The sequence below is a fragment of the Skermanella mucosa genome (assembly GCF_016765655.2).
In the GTDB taxonomy this organism is placed as follows: Bacteria; Pseudomonadota; Alphaproteobacteria; order Azospirillales; family Azospirillaceae; genus Skermanella; species Skermanella mucosa.
In genome coordinates, this window is record NZ_CP086106.1 from 845428 (window position 1) to 862319 (window position 16892).

Below are 16892 nucleotides of genomic sequence, written 5' to 3' on the forward strand. Positions count from 1 at the left end.
TGCGCCCAAATCGATGAAGCCGAATCGATGAAGCATCCATGAGCGCCGTAGCTTTCCTGGGGGCCGCGGAGCTGGGGCTGGTCTTCGCCCTGGTCGCCCTCGGCGTCTTCCTGTCGTTCCGCGTCCTGGACTTTCCCGACCTGACCGTGGACGGCAGCTTCCCGCTGGGCGCCGCCGTCACCGCGACCCTGATCGTGGCGGGCTGGAACCCGTGGCTCGCCACCGGGGCCGCCATGGCGGCCGGGGCGCTGGCGGGAATCGTCACCGCCACGCTCAACGTTCGCTGCAGGATCCTGCACCTGCTGGCCAGCATCCTGACCATGATCGCGCTGTTCTCGGTCAACCTGCGGATCATGGGGCGGCCGAACGTCGCGATCATCACCCAGGACACGGTGCTGACGCCGTTCTACGGGCTCGGCCTGTCCGACGCGGTGCTCCGGCCGCTGTTCGTGCTGGTCGTGGTCGCCGCCGTGGTGGCGCTGCTCGCCCGCTTCCTCAACAGCGAGTTCGGACTCGCCATGCGGGCGACCGGGGTCAACGCGCGGATGGCGCGAGCCCAGGGCGTCTCGACCGACCTGCACATCTATGCCGGGATGGCGCTGAGCAACGCGCTGGTGGCGCTGGCCGGCGCCCTGTTCGCCCAGACCAACGGCTTCGCCGATGTGACCAGCGGCATCGGCACCATCGTGATCGGGCTGGCGGCCGTCATCGTCGGCGAGACGGTGATGCGCAGCCGGGTGATCCTGTGGGCGCTGGTTGGCTGCGTCGTCGGTTCGATCCTGTACCGCATCGCGATCCAGGTGGCGCTGAACGCCGACTTCATCGGGCTCCAGGCGTCCGACCTGAACCTGGTGACGGCCCTGCTGGTGGCCGGCGCGCTGATCCTGCCGCGCCTGCGCAATCCCCTCCGGGCCGGAAGACAGGAGCCCGGAACACAGGGAACTGCGCGATGATCGAGGTCAGGGACCTGCACGTCACCTTCGGCCGGGGCACGCCGCTGGAAAAGCACGCGCTGCGCGGCATCGACCTGACGATCCCGGGCGGCCAGTTCGTCACCGTGATCGGCTCCAACGGGGCGGGCAAATCCACCGTCCTGGGCGCGCTGGCCGGCGACGTCATCGCCGAGCGGGGCAGCGTGGCGATCGACGGCACCGACGTGACCCGCTGGCCCACGCCCCGCCGCGCCGGGCTGGTCGCCCGGGTCTTCCAGGACCCCATGGCGGGCACCTGCGCCACCCTCTCGATCGAGGAGAACATGGCGCTCGCCGCCGCGCGCGGCCGGCGTCGCGGGCTGGGACCGGCGGTCGGGCAGGGCCAGCGCGCCGGCTTCCGCGACCGCATCGCGGAGCTGGGCCTGGGGCTGGAGAACCGGCTGAAGGACCAGATGGGCCTGCTGTCCGGCGGCCAGCGCCAAGCGGTCAGCCTGCTGATGGCGACCCTGGCGGGCTCGCGCATCCTGCTGCTGGACGAGCACACCGCCGCCCTCGACCCCTCGACGGCGGACTTCGTGCTCGACCTGACCCGCCGGATCGTCGCCGGCCACGGCCTGACCACCCTGATGGTCACCCACTCCATGCGCCACGCCCTGGACCATGGCGACCGCACGATCATGCTGCACGAGGGCAGGGTGGTGCTGGACGTCGGCGGCCAGGAGCGCGCCGGCCTGGACGTGCCCGACCTGCTGGCGATGTTCAGCCGCGTCCGGGGCCAGCAGCTGGCGGACGACAGCTTGCTGATCGGGTGAACCTTATACGGTACAATTCCTGGGCGGGGCCGATGGATGAAGAGACTTGCCGCTCATTTCTACAGGACGACAGCCGGCAACCAACCGGTCAAGGAGTGATTGCTGGACATTGATCCCGCTGATCGGAAAATCGTCGGCAGCGACAGGCGCAGCGGGAAGGGGCAGAAATCATGAAGGGGAAAGACACTGCTCCGATCGGAGACACTTTCGAGTCGTTCCTGGAGTCGGAAGGCATCCGGGAGGAAGTCTACAGCGCTGCCATCAAACGCGTGATCTCATGGGAGCTTGAGGAGGCGCGCAAGGCGACCGACCTCACGAAGACCGCGATGGCGGAGGCGATGCAGACCAGCCGTAGCCAGGTGGAGCGCGTTCTCGACCCCGAGAATGTCGCGGTTTCCCTGGATGTCCTCAGCCGGGCGGCGCTTGCGGTGGGAAAGCGCCTCAAGGTGGAACTCGTGGACGCGCCCTGATTTCCGGCCCGGGAACCGGGCCGGAAATCAGGATGCCCCCCTCACTCGATCACGATCTTCGGCGTTCCCCGCTGCGGCCCCGCGACCTTGGACCAGACCCTGGCCGCGATCTCGCGGTAGACCTTGGCGTGCTCGCTGTCGGGGCGGGACATGACGATCGGCTGGCCGTCGTCGCTGGTCTCGCGGATCGCGATGTCCAGCGGGATCTCGCCCAGGAAGTCCATGCCCAGCGCCTCGGCCTCGCGCCGGGCGCCGCCGTGGCTGAAGATGTCGGTGCGGTGGCCGCAGTTGGGGCAGCAGAAATAGCTCATGTTCTCGACGATGCCGAGCACCGGCACGTCCACCCGGCGGAACATGTTCAGCCCCTTGCGGGCGTCGAGCAAGGCTATGTCCTGCGGGGTGGAAACGATCACCGCCCCCGCCAGCGGAACCTGCTGCGCCATGGTGAGCTGGGCGTCGCCGGTGCCGGGCGGCATGTCGACCACCAGGATGTCCAGCTCGCCCCAGGCGACGTCGCGCAGCATCTGCTGCAGCGCGCTCTGCACCATCGGCCCGCGCCAGATCATCGGCGTGTCCTCGGCGACCAGGAAGCCCATGGACATCACCTTGATGCCGTAGTTCTCCATCGGCTGGAGCGTCTTGCCGTCGGCCGAGGCGGGCTTGCCGGTGATCGCCATCATGCGCGGCATGCTGGGGCCGTAGATGTCGGCGTCGAGCAGTCCGACTCGAAGGCCGTTCGCCTTGAGCCCGAGGGCCAGGTTGACCGACGTGGTGGACTTGCCGACGCCGCCCTTGCCCGACGCGACCGCGACAATGGCGCGCACGCCGGGGACCAGCGCCTTGCCGCCCGCGGCGGGGGCCGCCGCCGGCTTGGAGGGGGCCGCGGGAGCCTCGCGGTGGGCGGTCAGGACCGCCGTCACCGACGTGACGCCGGGAATTCCCTGCACCGCCTTTTCGGCCGCCTGGCGCATCGGTTCCAGCTGCGGGCCGCGCTTGGGGTCCACTTCTATCGAAAAGCCGACGTTGGAATCCTTGACGACCAACCCGGAAATCATGTTCAGACTCACGATGTCCGCCTGCCTGTCGGAATCGATCACGGTCCGCAGTGCGTCTAGTACCTGAGTCTCGGTAACCTGCGCCATGGTTGAAAACTCCGATCTTTTCCCAATATTGGCGGATAACTGTCAGCCCGGACGGCGCCGCGCCTACCGGCCGTTATAAGACCGGACCCGCGGCTTGGAAAGAGCTCCGGAGTCCGACGCAAACGCGAGAGAATAAGAGAGAAAGGGACCGAGAGGCATGCCTTGGAGCAATCAGGGAGGGGGCGGAGGTGGCCCCTGGGGTCCTCCGCCCGGCAATGGCGGCGGAAACAACCCGTGGGGCAGGCCGGGCGGGTCCGGTGGCGGTTCCCAACCGCCGGATCTCGAGGATCTGCTCCGCAAAGGACAGGACCGGTTCCGCCGGGTGATGCCGGGCGGCTTCGGCAGCGGCAAGGGCATCGCCATCGCTGCCGCGGTGGTGGTGCTGATCTGGCTGTTCAGCGGAGTCTACCGCGTCGAGGCCGATGAGCAGGGCGTCGTCATGCGGTTCGGCGAGTGGGTACGGACCGAGCAGCCGGGACTGCGCTACCATATCCCGGCCCCGATCGAGACCGCCCTGACGCCGAAGGTCACCCGCGTCAACCGCATCGAGATCGGCTACCGGTCTGGCGTCGGCGACGGCCGCCGCACCGGCGGCGACCGCGACGTGACCGACGAGAGCCTGATGCTCACCGGCGACGAGAACATCATCGACATCGACTTCACGGTCCTGTGGGTGATCAAGGACGCCGGCCAGTACCTGTTCAAGATTCGCGACCCCGAGACCACCGTCAAGAAGGCCGCCGAGAGCGCCATCCGCGAGGTGATCGGCCGCACCGACATCCAGCCGGCCCTGACCGAGGCCCGGCAGGAGATCGAGAACAGCACGCTTCAGCTGCTCCAGACGATGCTCGACGACTATCAGGCCGGCATCGAGATCACCCAGATCCAGCTGCAGAAGGTCGATCCGCCGGCGCCGGTGGTCGATGCCTTCAACGACGTCCAGCGCGCCCGCGCCGACCGCGAGCGGGTTCGGAACGAAGCCGAAGCCTACCGGAACGACATCATCCCGCGTGCCCGAGGCGAGGCCGAGCGGCTGATCCAGGAAGCCTCCGCGTACCGCGAGCAGACCGTCAGCCTGGCCCAGGGTGACGCCCAGCGCTTCCTGTCGGTCTACGACGCCTATTCCGGCGCCCGCGAAGTCACCGCCCGCCGGATGTACCTGGAGACGATGGAGCAGGTCCTGCGCGGCACCAACAAGGTGATCATCGACGGCAACGGCAACGGCGAGAACGGGGCCGGAAACGGCGTCGTGCCCTACCTGCCGCTGACCGAGCTGCAGCGCATGCAGCGGCCCGCGGCGGCGCCGGCCTCTAATTCCGCTCCCGGCCCCACCCGTACGGCGCAGTGAGGAGCTGAGACATGAACAAGAAACTCGCCATCGTCGGCATCGTCGTCGTGGTCCTCGGCATCCTCGCGTCGGCCAGCCTGTTCACCGTCAACGAAACCCAGCAGGCGCTGGTGCTCCAGTTCGGCGAGCCGCGCCGGGTCATCCAGGATCCGGGCCTGAAGGCCAAGGTCCCGTTCATCCAGAACGTCGTCCTGTACGACCGGCGCGTGCTCGACGTCGATCCGCCGGTCGAGCAGGTCATCCTGGCCGACCAGAAGCGCCTCGACGTGGACGCCTTCGCCCGCTACCGGATCACCGATCCCCTCCGGTTCTTCCAGTCGGTCGGGTCTGAACAGATCCTCGAGCAGCGGCTGAGCACCGTGGTCGTCTCGGCCCTGCGCCGCGTGCTCGGCAATGTCACCGTGTTGTCCATCCTGTCGGACGAGCGTGCCCGCGTGATGACCGACATCCGCGATCAGGTCAACGGCGAGGCCCAGCGCTTCGGCATCGAGGTGGTGGACGTGCGTATCCGCCGCGCCGACCTGCCGGAGGAGACCAGCCAGTCCATCTTCGCCCGCATGCGGTCGGAGCGTGAACGCGAGGCCGCCGAGTTCCGCGCGCAGGGCCAGGAACAGGCCCAGCAGATCCGCTCCCGGGCGGAACGCGAGCGGACCGTCATCCTGGCCGAGGCCCAGCGCGACGCGCAGGTGCTCCGAGGCGAGGGCGACAACCAGGCGTTCCGCATCATCGCGGAAGCGACCGGGCGGGACGCGGAATTCTACTCGTTCTACCGCACGCTCCAGGCCTACCGCGACAGCCTGCGCAACGAGGACACCACCATGGTGCTCTCGCCGACGGGCGACTTCTTCAAGTATTTCGGCAATCTGGCGGGCACGCCGGGCGGCGCTCCGGGCAGCATTCCCGGAGCCCCCGGCAGCGGCCCCGGTGCTGCGGGCGGTCCGCCTGCGGCCCAAATCAGCCCGCCGTCCCCGTCGGCCACCCAGGGTGCCGAAAACGTCCAGCCGGGCGGCACGGCGAACTGATCCACGGTTAAGCGTGTTCCCCGGGCCGGCACCGCCTTGAACGGTGCCGGCCCACCCTTTCCCCTATGACCCGCCGCGGCGCCGAATCGGCGCGCTTCGGCGTCCTCCCTCGCTCCAAGGCTTCGCGTTGACCACTGAACTGCTGACGGCGCTGGCCCTCGTGCTCGTGCTCGAGGGCATCGCCTATGCCCTCTTCCCGGACCTGATGCGCCGCATGCTGGCGATCGCCCTGATGACCCCGGTCGGCCAGCTCCGGGTCGCCGGCCTGATCGCGGCCATCAGCGGGGTCGGGCTGGTCTGGCTGCTGCGGGGCTGACCGCGGCGCGGCCGGCTTCCCGCCAGGCCGCACATCCTTCGGCCGATGCCCAAGCAAAGCCTTACTTTCGCACCTCCGAAGCGTCTATTATCGGCGATGACGGCTTGGGCCGGACTGGCCGAGACCGGCCGGCGGGCACATATCGACTGACACCCGGCGATCGGCTGCGGTGCCCCTGGATGGGTGCGCGGCGGCGCGGGCAGTGGCATAATCGAAGCAAGGAGAGAGCTTCCGTGACGAACAGCGCTCGAAGGGATGCCGCAGCGAATGCCGGAGGAGACGCCATGACCATAGACCGCGGGCAGCGGCGCCCGGCCTGGTTCAGGCCCGCCTTGACGGGGTCCGCCTTGATCAGATTCGCCGCCGGCCTGCCGGTGATCGCGGCTCTGCTCCTGGTCTCCCCCGACATGGTCCATGCCCAGGGCCGCGCCAACGCTCCGGAGAGTTTCGCCGACCTGGCGCAGAAGCTGCTTCCCGCCGTGGTGAACATCTCGACCACGCAGAATATTCCGGAACGCCGAGGCGCCGGCCCGCGCCCCGGGCCGGAGATGCCGCAGTTCCCGCCGGGATCTCCGTTCGAGGAGTTTTTCCGCGACTTCTTCGACCGCCAGGGACGGGAGCAGAACGCGCCGCCGCGCCGCGCCACCTCGCTCGGCTCGGGCTTCGTGATCGACGCCGAAGGCCTGGTGGTGACCAACAACCACGTGATCCAGGACGCCGACGAGATCAACGTCATCCTTCAGGACGACACCAACCTGAAGGCCGAGCTGGTCGGCCGCGACCCCAAGACCGACCTCGCGCTGCTGCGCGTCAAGACGGACCGCAAGCTGACGGCCGTAACCTTCGGCGACAGCGACTCGATGCGGGTCGGCGACTGGGTGCTGGCGATCGGCAACCCGTTCGGCCTGGGCGGCACCGTGACCGCCGGCATCATCTCGGCCCGCGCCCGCGACATCAACGCCGGTCCCTATGACGACTTCCTGCAGACCGACGCCTCGATCAACCGCGGCAATTCCGGCGGCCCCATGTTCAACATGCGGGGCGAGGTGATCGGCATCAACACCGCGATCTTCTCGCCGTCCGGCGGCTCGGTCGGCATCGGCTTCGCGATCCCCTCGACGCTGGCCCGCAGCGTGGTCGCCCAGCTCCAGGAATATGGCCGCACCCGGCGCGGCTGGCTCGGCGTCCGCATCCAGGGCGTCACGCCCGAGATCGCCGAGAGCCTGGGTCTGCGCTCCGCCACCGGCGCGCTGGTCGCCAGCGTGACCCCGAACGGCCCGGCCGCCGAGGCCGGCATCCAGGCCGGCGACGTGATCCTGACCTTCGACGGCAAGGAGGTGTACGAGATGCGCCGCCTGCCGCGCGTCGTCGCCGAGACCGGCGTCGAGGAGCGGGTGCCCGTCAAGCTGTGGCGCCGCGGCCAGGAGCAGACGGTCCAGGTCAAGGTCGGAGAGCTCGAGGCCGCCGAGGAGTCCGGCATTCTGGCCGCGGTCCCCGAAGAGCCGGCGCCCGCCGCTCCGGAATCGGTCGAGGCCCTGGGCCTCAAGCTGACCGGCATCACGCCCGAGCTGCGCCAGCAGTTCGACATCAACGAGCAGCTCCGCGGCGTCCTGGTCACCGAGGTCGCCGGCAACAGCAGCGCCGCCGAGAAGGACCTGCGCCCCGGCGACGTGATCGTCGAGGTCGGCCAGGAGGAGGTCTCCACGCCCCAGGACGTCGCCGCCAAGGTCAAGGCCGCCCGTGACGCCAACCGCAAGACCGTGCTGCTGCTGATCGACCGCCGCGGCGACCTGCGCTTCGTCGCCCTCAACGTGAGCTGAAGCCCAACGCCTGCTTCATGGGGAGGGTGCGCGGGACGCGCACCCTCCCACGGGGGTGGCGAAGCGAGGCAGTGCCGGAGAGCGCGATGGCTGGAAGTCGAGGCGGCGCTGGCCGGTCGCTTCCAGCAGGGCCGTTACGATCTGAACGAAACGAACTGTTCTGCCATGCGCGGGCTGTCCTTGGCGATGCGTTCACCGACACCTGACGCGTCCCGGATAGCGCGACGCGAACGGATGGCATTCTTACTCGGCTTTACCGTCGATCATTCGCTGAATCTCGGCGAAAGCCTCGTCCTCGTCCAGAACCTTGCCCGCTTCGATGTCCGCCAGTCCTTCCTGGATCCTGGCGCAGATTTCGAGGAATTCGGCCGCGTCCTCCGCGGACAGCTCTGGCGGCAATCTGTCTACCGGAAATGCAAGTCTCGCGTCTTCCCGCATAACCGACCTCTCCCCTGCTCATGGCGGCAGTCTACATAAGCCCGATCCTCTGTGGAACCTGAAGCGGATGCCGAACCGGAAGGAGCGGTCACGCCGGCGGTGACGCGAAAAAGCAAAGGCCCTGGAAAGCGTCGCTCTCCAGGGCCTTCTGAATTTGGTGGGTGCACAAGGACTCGAACCTTGGGCCCGCTGATTAAGAGTCAGCTGCTCTACCAACTGAGCTATGCACCCGCAATGTTCGCCGCCGTGTTCCGTCCGTTTCCGTCCGGTGTCCGGCGACGAGGGGTAGATAGCAAAGCGGACCCGCCTTGTCGATGCCAAAAAGCCGCTTCCATGACGGTTTTTTTGCCGGCCCGCCGGGGCTCGTCTGCCGCGGCTCTCCGCTCACAGTTCCCCGGCGACGGTGCGGCGGGTGATCCGGACGTCGCGGTGGATATAGACCGACATCACCAGCCCGAAGCCGAACAGCACCGTCAGCATGGCCGTGCCGCCGTAGGAGATCAGGGGCAGGGGGATGCCGACCACGGGGATCAGGCCCATCACCATGGCGATGTTGATGAACACGTAGAGAAACAGGTTGGTGGAAACGCCCAGGCCCACCAGCCGGCCGAACTGGTTGCGGCAGCGGAGCGCGATGATCACCCCGTAGGCGATCAGCAGGCTGTAGAGCAGCAGCAGCCCGGTGCCGCCGATCATGCCCAGCTCCTCCGCCAGCATCGTGAAGATGAAGTCGGTCTGCTTCTCCGGCAGGAAGTTCAGGTGGCTCTGGCTGCCCATCATGTAGCCCTTGCCGGCCACGCCGCCGGACCCCAGCGCGATCTTGGACTGGGTGATGTGGTACCCGGCCCCCAGCGGGTCGTTCTCCGGGTTCAGGAAGATCAGCACCCGGTTCTTCTGGTAGTCGTGCAGGAACTGCCACGCCACCGGGATCGACGCGGCCCCGCCGGCAAGGACGATGGCGAATTTCCAGAGCCGCACGCCGACCAGGAAGAAGATCGCCCCGCCGACCATCATGACCATCAGCGCGGTTCCCAGGTCCGGCTGCTTCATCACCAGCCCGACCGGCGCCAGCACCATCAGCAGCGGCACGATCAGGAAGGTCGGCCGTCCGACCTCCTCCAGCGAGGCGCCATGGAAGTAGCGGGCGAGCGCCAGCACGATCGCGATCTTCATGATCTCCGACGGCTGGATCTGGATGATGCCCAGGTCGATCCAGCGCTGGGCGCCCATGCCGATCTCGCCGACGATCTCGACCGCGATCAGCAGCACCAGGGCCACGCCGTAGATCGGATAGGACAGGCGCAGCCAGATCCTCAGGTCGATCAGGCCCACCACCACCATCACGCAGATGCCGGCGCCGAACCGGACGGCCTGGCGCGACGCCCAGGGGTCGACGTTGCCGTTGGCCGCCGAATAGAGCATCGCCCAGCCGACCGAGGCGATGGCGGTCAGCAGCAGGATCAGCTTCCAATTGATCTGCCACAGCTTCTCGCCCAGCGAGAGTTCCGGCTGGTGGCCCAGGAAGTCGCCGCTCATCCGCCGATCCTCCCCGGCTTGTCGCCCAGTCCCGGGGGCGGTGCCGTCCGGGCCGGCTCCGCCGCCGGGACCGCGCTGGACAGCTGGGGCGCGCCCCGCGCGCTGTCGCGGCGCTGGACCTCCAGCAGGATGTCGCGGGCGATCGGCGCCGCCACGGCCGAACCGCCGCCGCCATGCTCGACGATCACCGCGCAGGCGTACCGGGGCGCGTGGAGCGGCGCGAAGCCGACGAACAGCGCGTGGTCGCGCTGGCGCCACGGCAGCTGCTCGTTCTTCAGGACGCCGGTGCTGCGTTCCGCCATGGTGATCCGGCGGACCTGGCTGGTGCCCGTCTTGCCCCCCATCTCGTAGCCGGCCTCGGATATGCGCATCTTGTACGCGGTGCCGCCGGGCTGGTTCATTACGGCGTTCATGCCCTGGAGCACCATGTCCAGGTGGGTCTTGTTGACCCCCAGCGACGGCCAGGCGGTCTGCTCCGCCGGCCCGCGCTCGATCTGCTTGGTCAGGTGCGGCTTGACCGCGAAGCCGCCGTTGACCAGCCGCGACAGCATGACCGCCAGCTGCAGCGGGGTCGCCAGCACGTAGCCCTGGCCGATCGCGGCGATCAGGGACTCGCCCTGGGTCCAGGACTTGCCGAGGTTGGCCTGCTTCCAGTCGCGGCTGGGTATCAGCCCCGGCCGCTCGCTGGGCAGGTCAAGCTGGGTTCGCTGGCCCATGCCGAACCTTTTCGCCATGTCGTGGATGCGGTCGATGCCGATCCGCCGGGCCAGGTCGTAGAAGAAGGTGTCGCAGGAATGCTTGAGCGCGCCGACCAGGTCCAGCGTGCCGTGTCCGCCCTTCTTCCAGCAATGGAACCGGTGGTCGCCCAGGTCCATGTGGCCGGGGCAGAACACGGTATGGCGCGGCCCGACGATGCCGCTGTCCAGCGCCGCCAGCGCCACCAGCATCTTGAAGGTGGAGCCCGGCGCGTACTGCCCGCCGACCACCTTGTTGGTCAGCGGCGTCGTCGGGTCGGACAGCAGGTCTTCCCAGGCTTCCGCGTTGATGCCCGTCGTGAACAGGTTGGGGTCGTAGCTGGGGTTCGACGCCATGGAATAGATGCCGCCGGTATGCACGTCCATCACGACGGCCGCGGCGCTCTTCTCCTCCTTCAGGCGGTCCTGGGCATATTGCTGCAGGCCGATGTCGATGGTCAGCGTGATGTCGCGGCCGGGCTGGCCCTCCTGGCGCGACAGCTCGCGGATCACCCGGCCGACCGCGTTGACCTCCAGCTGGCTGGTGCCGGCGACGCCGCGCAGGCTGGCGTCGTGGAACTTCTCCATGCCGGACTTGCCGATGCGGAAGCCGGGCAGCGCCAGGACCGGGTCGCCGTTCAGCTCGGATTCCGACACCGCGCCGACATAGCCCAGGAAATGGGCGGTCGCCGCCTCGTAGGGATAGCTGCGCAGTTCGCCGACCTCGATCGAGACGCCGGGCAGGTCGGGGGCGTTCACCTCGATCATGGTGACCTGGTCCCAGGTCAGGTTCTCCTTCACCGTGACCGGCACGAAGGCGCGCTTGCGCTGGATCTCGCGGGTGATGCGGCGCCAGTCGGCCTCGGTCAGCGGCACGATCTCCGAGATCAAGGTCAGCATGCGGTCGATCTTGCGCGCCTGCTCCTGCACCATGACGACGCGGAAATTCTGCTGGTTCACCGCCAGCGGCACGCCGAACCGGTCCAGCACCTGGCCGCGCGACGGGGCGAGCAGCCGCATGTTGATCCGGTTCTCGTCGGCCAGGACCGTGTAGCGGTCGGACTCCAGCACCTGCAGGTAATACATCCGGGCGACCAGGGTCGACAGCAGGCCGACCTGCATGCCGCCCAGCATCAGGGCCCGCCGGGTCAGGCTGCGGTATCTGTCGGTATCGCGCTCCATGGCGGGCAGGGACCTCGTCAGGCCTGGAGAAAGGCGCGGTGGATGCGGATGAACAGCCAGCCGAACAGCGGGAACACCGCCACCGTCATGGTCGACTGCATCAGGGCGGAGTTGGGCGACAGCAGTTGGAGGCTCAGGATCGACCAGGCGAGCCAGCCGACGAAGCCGGCGCCGAAGGCGATCAGCGCGAAGCCCAACCACAGCATGGCGAAGGACGTGCCCAGGAAGAAGCGCCGCTGGGTCAGCACCACCCAGTAGACCAGCACATGGATCAGCGGCGTCATCCCCAGCGGGGCGCCGCTCAGCAGGTCCTGCAGCAGGCCCAGGCCGAAGGCCATGCTGGGGCGCAGCAGGTCGGGCCGGTGGATCACCCAGTAATAGAGCGCCATCAGCGGCAGCATGGGGGCCACCGGGGCGTAGTTGGGCAGGTGCAGGGGCACCATGCCGACCAGCATCAGCGCGGCCGTGACCGCCACCGGCGCGATGTTGCGCCCGGTCTGGTCGATCCTGCTCCAGAAGCCGCCGGTCATGGGATCGGTCCCGCCGGCGTCAGTTCAGGCCGCCGGCGGCGTCCGCCGGGGCGTTGGCGCTCAGGCCGCCGGGCAGCCCGAAATTGACCAGCTGGACATGCTCGACCCGCCCCGGATCGACGAAAGGCTGCACGCGGATCGCGCTCTCGGCCACCTCGGCGATCAGGCCCACCGGCAGCCCCGGCGGGAACATGCCGCCATGGCCCGAGGTCACCACCCGGTCGCCGACCGCCGGCGTGGCGTCGCCCGGCAGATAGAGCAGGCGCGGCTGGCCGGAATTGTCTCCGCTCATCACCGCCCGCTGGCGCGACGGCTCGATCACCACCGGGATGCGCGAGTTGAGGTCGGTGATCAGCAGGACGCGCGACGACCATTCCCCCGCCTGGACCACCCGGCCCATCAATCCCCGGCCGGACACCGCCGCTTGGCCCGGCCTGACGCCGTCGCGCCGGCCGGCGGTGACCACGACGGTCCGGACGAAGGCGCCGCCGGGGTCGGCGACGACGCGGCCCGTGATGTAGGAGGCCGCCAGCTCCGGCTTGTAGTTCAGCAGGCTGCGCAGGCTGCGGTTCTCGGCGTCGAGCCGCTGGGCCGCCTGCTGCCACTGCAGCAGGGCCGCGTTCTCCTGCCGCAGCCGCTCGTTCTCGCCCCGCAGGTTGACGATCTCGTGCAGGCTCTCGACGAAATGGGCCGCCGTCGCCGCGGGGCGGGAGATCGCATCCAGGATCGGGGTGAAGGCGTCGGTCACCCGGCTGCGGATGCCCTCCACCAGGACCGTGTCGACCTTGCCGACCATCATCAGGGCTATGGCGGCGAACACCAGGAGAAGGAACGAGAATCGTTGGGCCAGCGCACGCAGGGGTGCGGCGAGACGAACCACGGATCCGGTGGCACGTGTCTTCACGGGGCCTTTCCTGTGCTCTGAGGGGCCGAAAGCCGGATGTCGGGAGGTCGCACGGGCGGCCGCCCTCCTGGAAGGAGAGTGTGCCGCGCCAATGATGAATATCAGGAGTACATTTGGATGAGAACGTGCTTGAGCGTCTTCATCTCTTCGAGAGCCCGGCCCGTGCCCAGCGCGACGCAGGACAGCGGATCGTCGGCGATGGAGACCGGAAGACCCGTCGCGTGGCGCAGCACATAATCCAGGTTGCTGAGCAGGGCGCCGCCGCCGGTCAGCACGATGCCCTTGTCCACGATGTCGGCGGCCAGTTCGGGCGCCGTGTGCTCCAGGGCCACCTTGACCGCCTCGATGATGGCGCTGACCGGTTCCGACAGGGACTCGGCGATCTGGCGCTCGCTGATGATCAGTTCCTTGGGAACGCCGTTCATCAGGTCGCGGCCCTTGATCTCCATGATCCGGCCCTCGCCGTCCTCGGGCGGGCAGGCGGAGCCGATCTCCTTCTTGATCCGCTCGGCCGAGCTTTCGCCGACCAGCAGATTGTGGTTGCGGCGGATATAGCCGATGATCGCCTCGTCCATCTTGTCGCCGCCGACGCGGACGGACCGGGAATAGACGATGCCGCCCAGCGACAGCACGGCGACTTCGGTCGTGCCGCCGCCGATATCGACCACCATGCTTCCGGTCGGCTCGGTCACCGGCAGGCCGGCGCCGATCGCGGCGGCCATGGGCTCCTCGATCAGGAAGACCCGGCGGGCACCGGCCGACTCGGCCGATTCCTGGATCGCGCGCCGTTCGACCGCGGTGGACCCCGACGGCACGCAGATGATCACCTGCGGGCTCGCGAAGCTGCGCCGGTTATGCACCTTGCGGATGAAGTGCTTGATCATCTCCTCGGCGACTTCGAAGTCGGCGATGACGCCGTCCCGCAGCGGACGGATCGCCTGGATGTTGCCGGGGGTGCGGCCCAGCATCATCTTGGCCTCGTCGCCGACCGCGAGCACCTGCTTCTTGCCGCGGATGGTGGCGATGGCGACGACCGACGGCTCGTTCAGGACGATTCCCCGCCCCTTGACGTACACGAGGGTGTTGGCCGTACCCAGGTCGATCGCCATGTCGGCCGACAGGACGCCGAGCAATTTGGAAAACATGGAGTTGATTAACTCTTTATCCGGTTGACGCGGCCCATCCGAGACAACGGCGGCTCATTGGCGAGCCGCCGTCGGAGGTAGTCTGGATGGAAGCTCGGGGTACGAACCACCATCCGTTTGAATAGAGCAACGCCGCAAACCACTCAAGCGGAGAGTGCTTCGGGCGCCGTTTTCTGGCGCTTGGTCAGCAGCTTGTTCAAGGCATGAACATAGGCGCGGCAGCTCGCCACCAGGGTGTCGGTGTCGGCTCCCTGGCCGTTGACCGTCTTGCCGTTCTCCTCCAGCCGCACGGTCACTTCCGCCTGGGCGTCGGTGCCCTCGGTGACGGCGTGGACCTGGTACAGCTGCAGCTTTGCCTCGTGCGGGAACAGCGCCGAGATCGCGTTGAAGGTGGCATCCACCGGGCCGGACCCGGTGGCGACCGTGCTCACCGCCTCGCCGTCGATCTCCAGCTCCAGCTCGGCCCGTTGGGGACCCTTGGAGCCGGCGACCACCATCAGCGAGACGAAGCGGATGCGCTCGTTGGTGCTGCCGATACTGTCATCGACCAGCGCGATGATGTCCTCGTCGAAGACGTCCTTCTTCTTGTCCGCCAGATCCTTGAAGCGGACGAAGGTTTCCTCGATCGCGTTGTCGCCCAGCGCGTAGCCCAGGTCCTTCAGCTTGGCGCGGAAGGCGGCGCGGCCGGAATGCTTGCCCATCACCAGGGTCGAGCGGTTCAGCCCGACCGATTCCGGGGTCATGATCTCGTAGGTCTGGGCGTTCTTCAGCATGCCGTCCTGGTGGATGCCGGATTCGTGGGCGAAGGCGTTCTTGCCGACGATCGCCTTGTTCGGCTGGACGACGAAGCCGGTCACCGCCGACACCAGGCGGGACGCCGTCATGATCTGCTCGGTGTGGATGCCGTTGGAGTAGGGCATGGCGTCGGCGCGGGTGCGCATCGCCATCACGATCTCCTCCAGTGCCGCGTTGCCGGCGCGCTCGCCCAGGCCGTTGATCGTGCATTCGATCTGCCGGGCGCCGGCGGCCACGCCGGCCAGCGAGTTGGCGACCGCCAGGCCCAGGTCGTTATGGCAGTGGACGGAGAAGATCGCCTTGTCGGCGTTGGGGACCCGGTCGATCAGCATGGTGAACAGGGCGCCGTACTCCTCCGGCACGCCGTAGCCGACCGTGTCGGGAATGTTGATCGTGGTGGCGCCCGCCTTGATCGCGGTCTCGACGCAGCGGCACAGGAAGTCGTGCTCGGTGCGCGAGCCGTCCTCGGCGCTCCATTCCACGTCGTCCACATGGTTGCGGGCGTGGGTGACGCTGTCCCAGATGGCCTGCAGCACCTTTTCCGGCTCCATCTGCAGCTTGTACTTCATGTGCAGCGGGCTGGTGGAGATGAAGGTGTGGATGCGCTTGCGCTCGGCGAACTGCAGGGCCTCGGCGGCGCGGTCGATGTCGCGGCGGTTGGCGCGCGACAGCCCGGCGATGACCGAGTTGCGGACGACCTTGCCGATCTCGCGCACGGCCTCGAAGTCGCCGTTGGAGGCGATCGGGAAGCCCGCCTCGATCACGTCGACCCCCATCTCCTCCAGCACCCGGGCGATGCGCAGCTTCTCCTCCAGGTTCATGGAGGCGCCGGGCGACTGCTCGCCGTCGCGCAGGGTGGTGTCGAAGATGATGACGCGGTTGGCGTCGGAGGAGGGGGCGTTGGCGGTCTGGTCGGTGGTGGCGGTCATGGGAACTGGATCCTTCTGTGCTTACCGGCGCCCGCCGCCCCTTGCCGGGACCGGATTGCGGGCAAAGCCGATATCAATGATGCGACGGCGATGGATGGCGCGAGCGCCATGATCCCCCTGAACACCTGTCAATGACGACGGCGGCGCTCAGGGGCGCATAAGTCGCAGAAGGAGAGCCCCATGCAGCCCACGGGCAGACAACAGCGCTTCCGGCAGGGGCAGGGCGATGCCCGTGCTGGCGATGGGCAGGGCGCGCACACCGATCCGGTCCCCGTGGGGGGCCTTCATGATGTCGGACGTGCAAGCCTGCGTAATCACCAGTTTCTACCTTCGGTCAATCGGTCCGCACCGCCGGGGTGCCGGAGCCGGCTGCTGGTGCCAAGGTGGCGCCGGTATGGTTAAATTTGCGTTAAGGCGTCTGGGCGGCTATCGTGACCGTCCAAGGCCCCAGGCCCGGTATGTCTAAAGCAAGGGCAGGGGGTCCCGCAACCGTTTTCCTCCTGGGTTCCCGGATGCCTCGGGACATTCCGGGAAGGGTGAGCAAAGACAAGCGCGGGGTTGTGATATAATAATGGCTACAAAACGTCAGGATATGACGTTGGAGGTAGCGTTTTGTTTCTTAAAGATAGGTCGTGTTGCGGGACGGGTGTCCCATATCCTAGAGGTAACGGCGACGCCCCGGCGATCCGGCTCCGGGAAGTCACGCAGGATGTAAACCGCTGATGCCCATGGAAATCACGCGGTCTACGCCGCAGTCTTTCGAAACCGGGATTTTTTGCGGATCGTGGGAACAAAGCGTCGTCCCGAGGTTTTACCGCTCAGGAGTTCGTGTGGTTG

15 protein-coding genes and 1 tRNA gene are annotated in these 16892 nt (G+C 67.9%); 7 read left to right on the forward strand and 9 right to left on the reverse strand.

The features are described from left to right. Positions 1–38: 38 nt before the first annotated feature. The 3 genes from JL100_RS03855 (at position 39) to JL100_RS03865 (ending at position 2214) form a co-directional block, all read left to right on the forward strand. Entirely contained in the window at positions 39–953 is a 915-nt protein-coding gene (locus tag JL100_RS03855; RefSeq protein ID WP_202681770.1) for an ABC transporter permease, read from the forward strand. After that, positions 950–1744 carry an ABC transporter ATP-binding protein gene (locus JL100_RS03860; RefSeq protein WP_202681769.1) on the forward strand — a complete coding sequence of 265 codons (795 nt, stop codon included), beginning with the start codon at positions 950–952 and terminating at the stop codon, positions 1742–1744. Before JL100_RS03855 ends, JL100_RS03860 begins: the two co-directional genes overlap by 4 nt. A gap of 170 nt (positions 1745–1914) precedes the next feature. After that, on the forward strand, positions 1915–2214 hold the full coding sequence (locus JL100_RS03865) for an XRE family transcriptional regulator (protein ID WP_202681768.1): 300 nt from the start codon (positions 1915–1917) through the stop codon (positions 2212–2214). A 41-nt stretch (positions 2215–2255) separates the two neighbouring features. Here the strand turns inward: JL100_RS03865 and apbC are convergent, their stop codons facing one another. Further along, positions 2256–3356 carry an iron-sulfur cluster carrier protein ApbC gene (gene apbC, locus JL100_RS03870; RefSeq protein WP_202681767.1) on the reverse strand — a complete coding sequence of 367 codons (1101 nt, stop codon included), beginning with the start codon at positions 3354–3356 and terminating at the stop codon, positions 2256–2258. Between the two features lie 157 nt (positions 3357–3513). Between apbC and hflK the strand changes: the two genes are divergently transcribed. From hflK to JL100_RS03890, 4 genes are all read left to right on the forward strand, one after another. Then, the gene (gene hflK, locus JL100_RS03875) at positions 3514–4704 is read left to right on the forward strand and encodes an FtsH protease activity modulator HflK (RefSeq protein ID WP_202681766.1); all 1191 of its coding nucleotides are present in this window, start codon (positions 3514–3516) and stop codon (positions 4702–4704) included. 11 nt (positions 4705–4715) lie between these two features. After that, complete coding sequence (gene hflC, locus JL100_RS03880; RefSeq protein WP_202681765.1) at positions 4716–5726, forward strand: protease modulator HflC; 1011 nt, start codon at positions 4716–4718, stop codon at positions 5724–5726. A gap of 127 nt (positions 5727–5853) precedes the next feature. After that, positions 5854–6042 carry a DUF2065 domain-containing protein gene (locus JL100_RS03885; RefSeq protein ID WP_158043926.1) on the forward strand — a complete coding sequence of 63 codons (189 nt, stop codon included), beginning with the start codon at positions 5854–5856 and terminating at the stop codon, positions 6040–6042. 284 nt (positions 6043–6326) lie between these two features. After that, on the forward strand, positions 6327–7862 hold the full coding sequence (locus JL100_RS03890) for a DegQ family serine endoprotease (RefSeq protein WP_202681764.1): 1536 nt from the start codon (positions 6327–6329) through the stop codon (positions 7860–7862). A 243-nt stretch (positions 7863–8105) separates the two neighbouring features. On the opposite strand, the gene JL100_RS03895 is transcribed toward JL100_RS03890, so the two are convergent. The 8 genes from JL100_RS03895 to JL100_RS03930 form a co-directional block, all read right to left on the reverse strand. Next, positions 8106–8300, reverse strand: a complete 195-nt coding sequence (locus tag JL100_RS03895; RefSeq protein ID WP_202681763.1) for a hypothetical protein — start codon at positions 8298–8300, stop codon at positions 8106–8108. A 155-nt stretch (positions 8301–8455) separates the two neighbouring features. Then, positions 8456–8531: transfer RNA gene (locus JL100_RS03900), tRNA-Lys, on the reverse strand. A gap of 153 nt (positions 8532–8684) precedes the next feature. Then, positions 8685–9836, reverse strand: a complete 1152-nt coding sequence (gene rodA / locus JL100_RS03905; RefSeq protein ID WP_202681762.1) for a rod shape-determining protein RodA — start codon at positions 9834–9836, stop codon at positions 8685–8687. Continuing rightward, entirely contained in the window at positions 9833–11752 is a 1920-nt protein-coding gene (mrdA, locus tag JL100_RS03910; RefSeq protein ID WP_202681761.1) for a penicillin-binding protein 2, read from the reverse strand. Before mrdA ends, rodA begins: the two co-directional genes overlap by 4 nt. Positions 11753–11769: 17 nt before the next feature. After that, positions 11770–12282 (reverse strand): rod shape-determining protein MreD, encoded by a 513-nt coding sequence (gene mreD, locus JL100_RS03915; protein ID WP_202681760.1) that lies wholly within the window; start codon positions 12280–12282, stop codon positions 11770–11772. A 19-nt stretch (positions 12283–12301) separates the two neighbouring features. Next, the gene (gene mreC / locus JL100_RS03920; RefSeq protein ID WP_202681759.1) at positions 12302–13186 is read right to left on the reverse strand and encodes a rod shape-determining protein MreC; all 885 of its coding nucleotides are present in this window, start codon (positions 13184–13186) and stop codon (positions 12302–12304) included. Positions 13187–13287: 101 nt separating this feature from the next. Continuing rightward, on the reverse strand, positions 13288–14331 hold the full coding sequence (locus tag JL100_RS03925; RefSeq protein WP_158043941.1) for a rod shape-determining protein: 1044 nt from the start codon (positions 14329–14331) through the stop codon (positions 13288–13290). A 143-nt stretch (positions 14332–14474) separates the two neighbouring features. Next, positions 14475–16055: a 2-isopropylmalate synthase gene (locus JL100_RS03930; protein WP_202681758.1), complete on the reverse strand. Its 1581-nt coding sequence runs from the start codon at positions 16053–16055 to the stop codon at positions 14475–14477. Positions 16056–16892 lie beyond the last annotated feature (837 nt).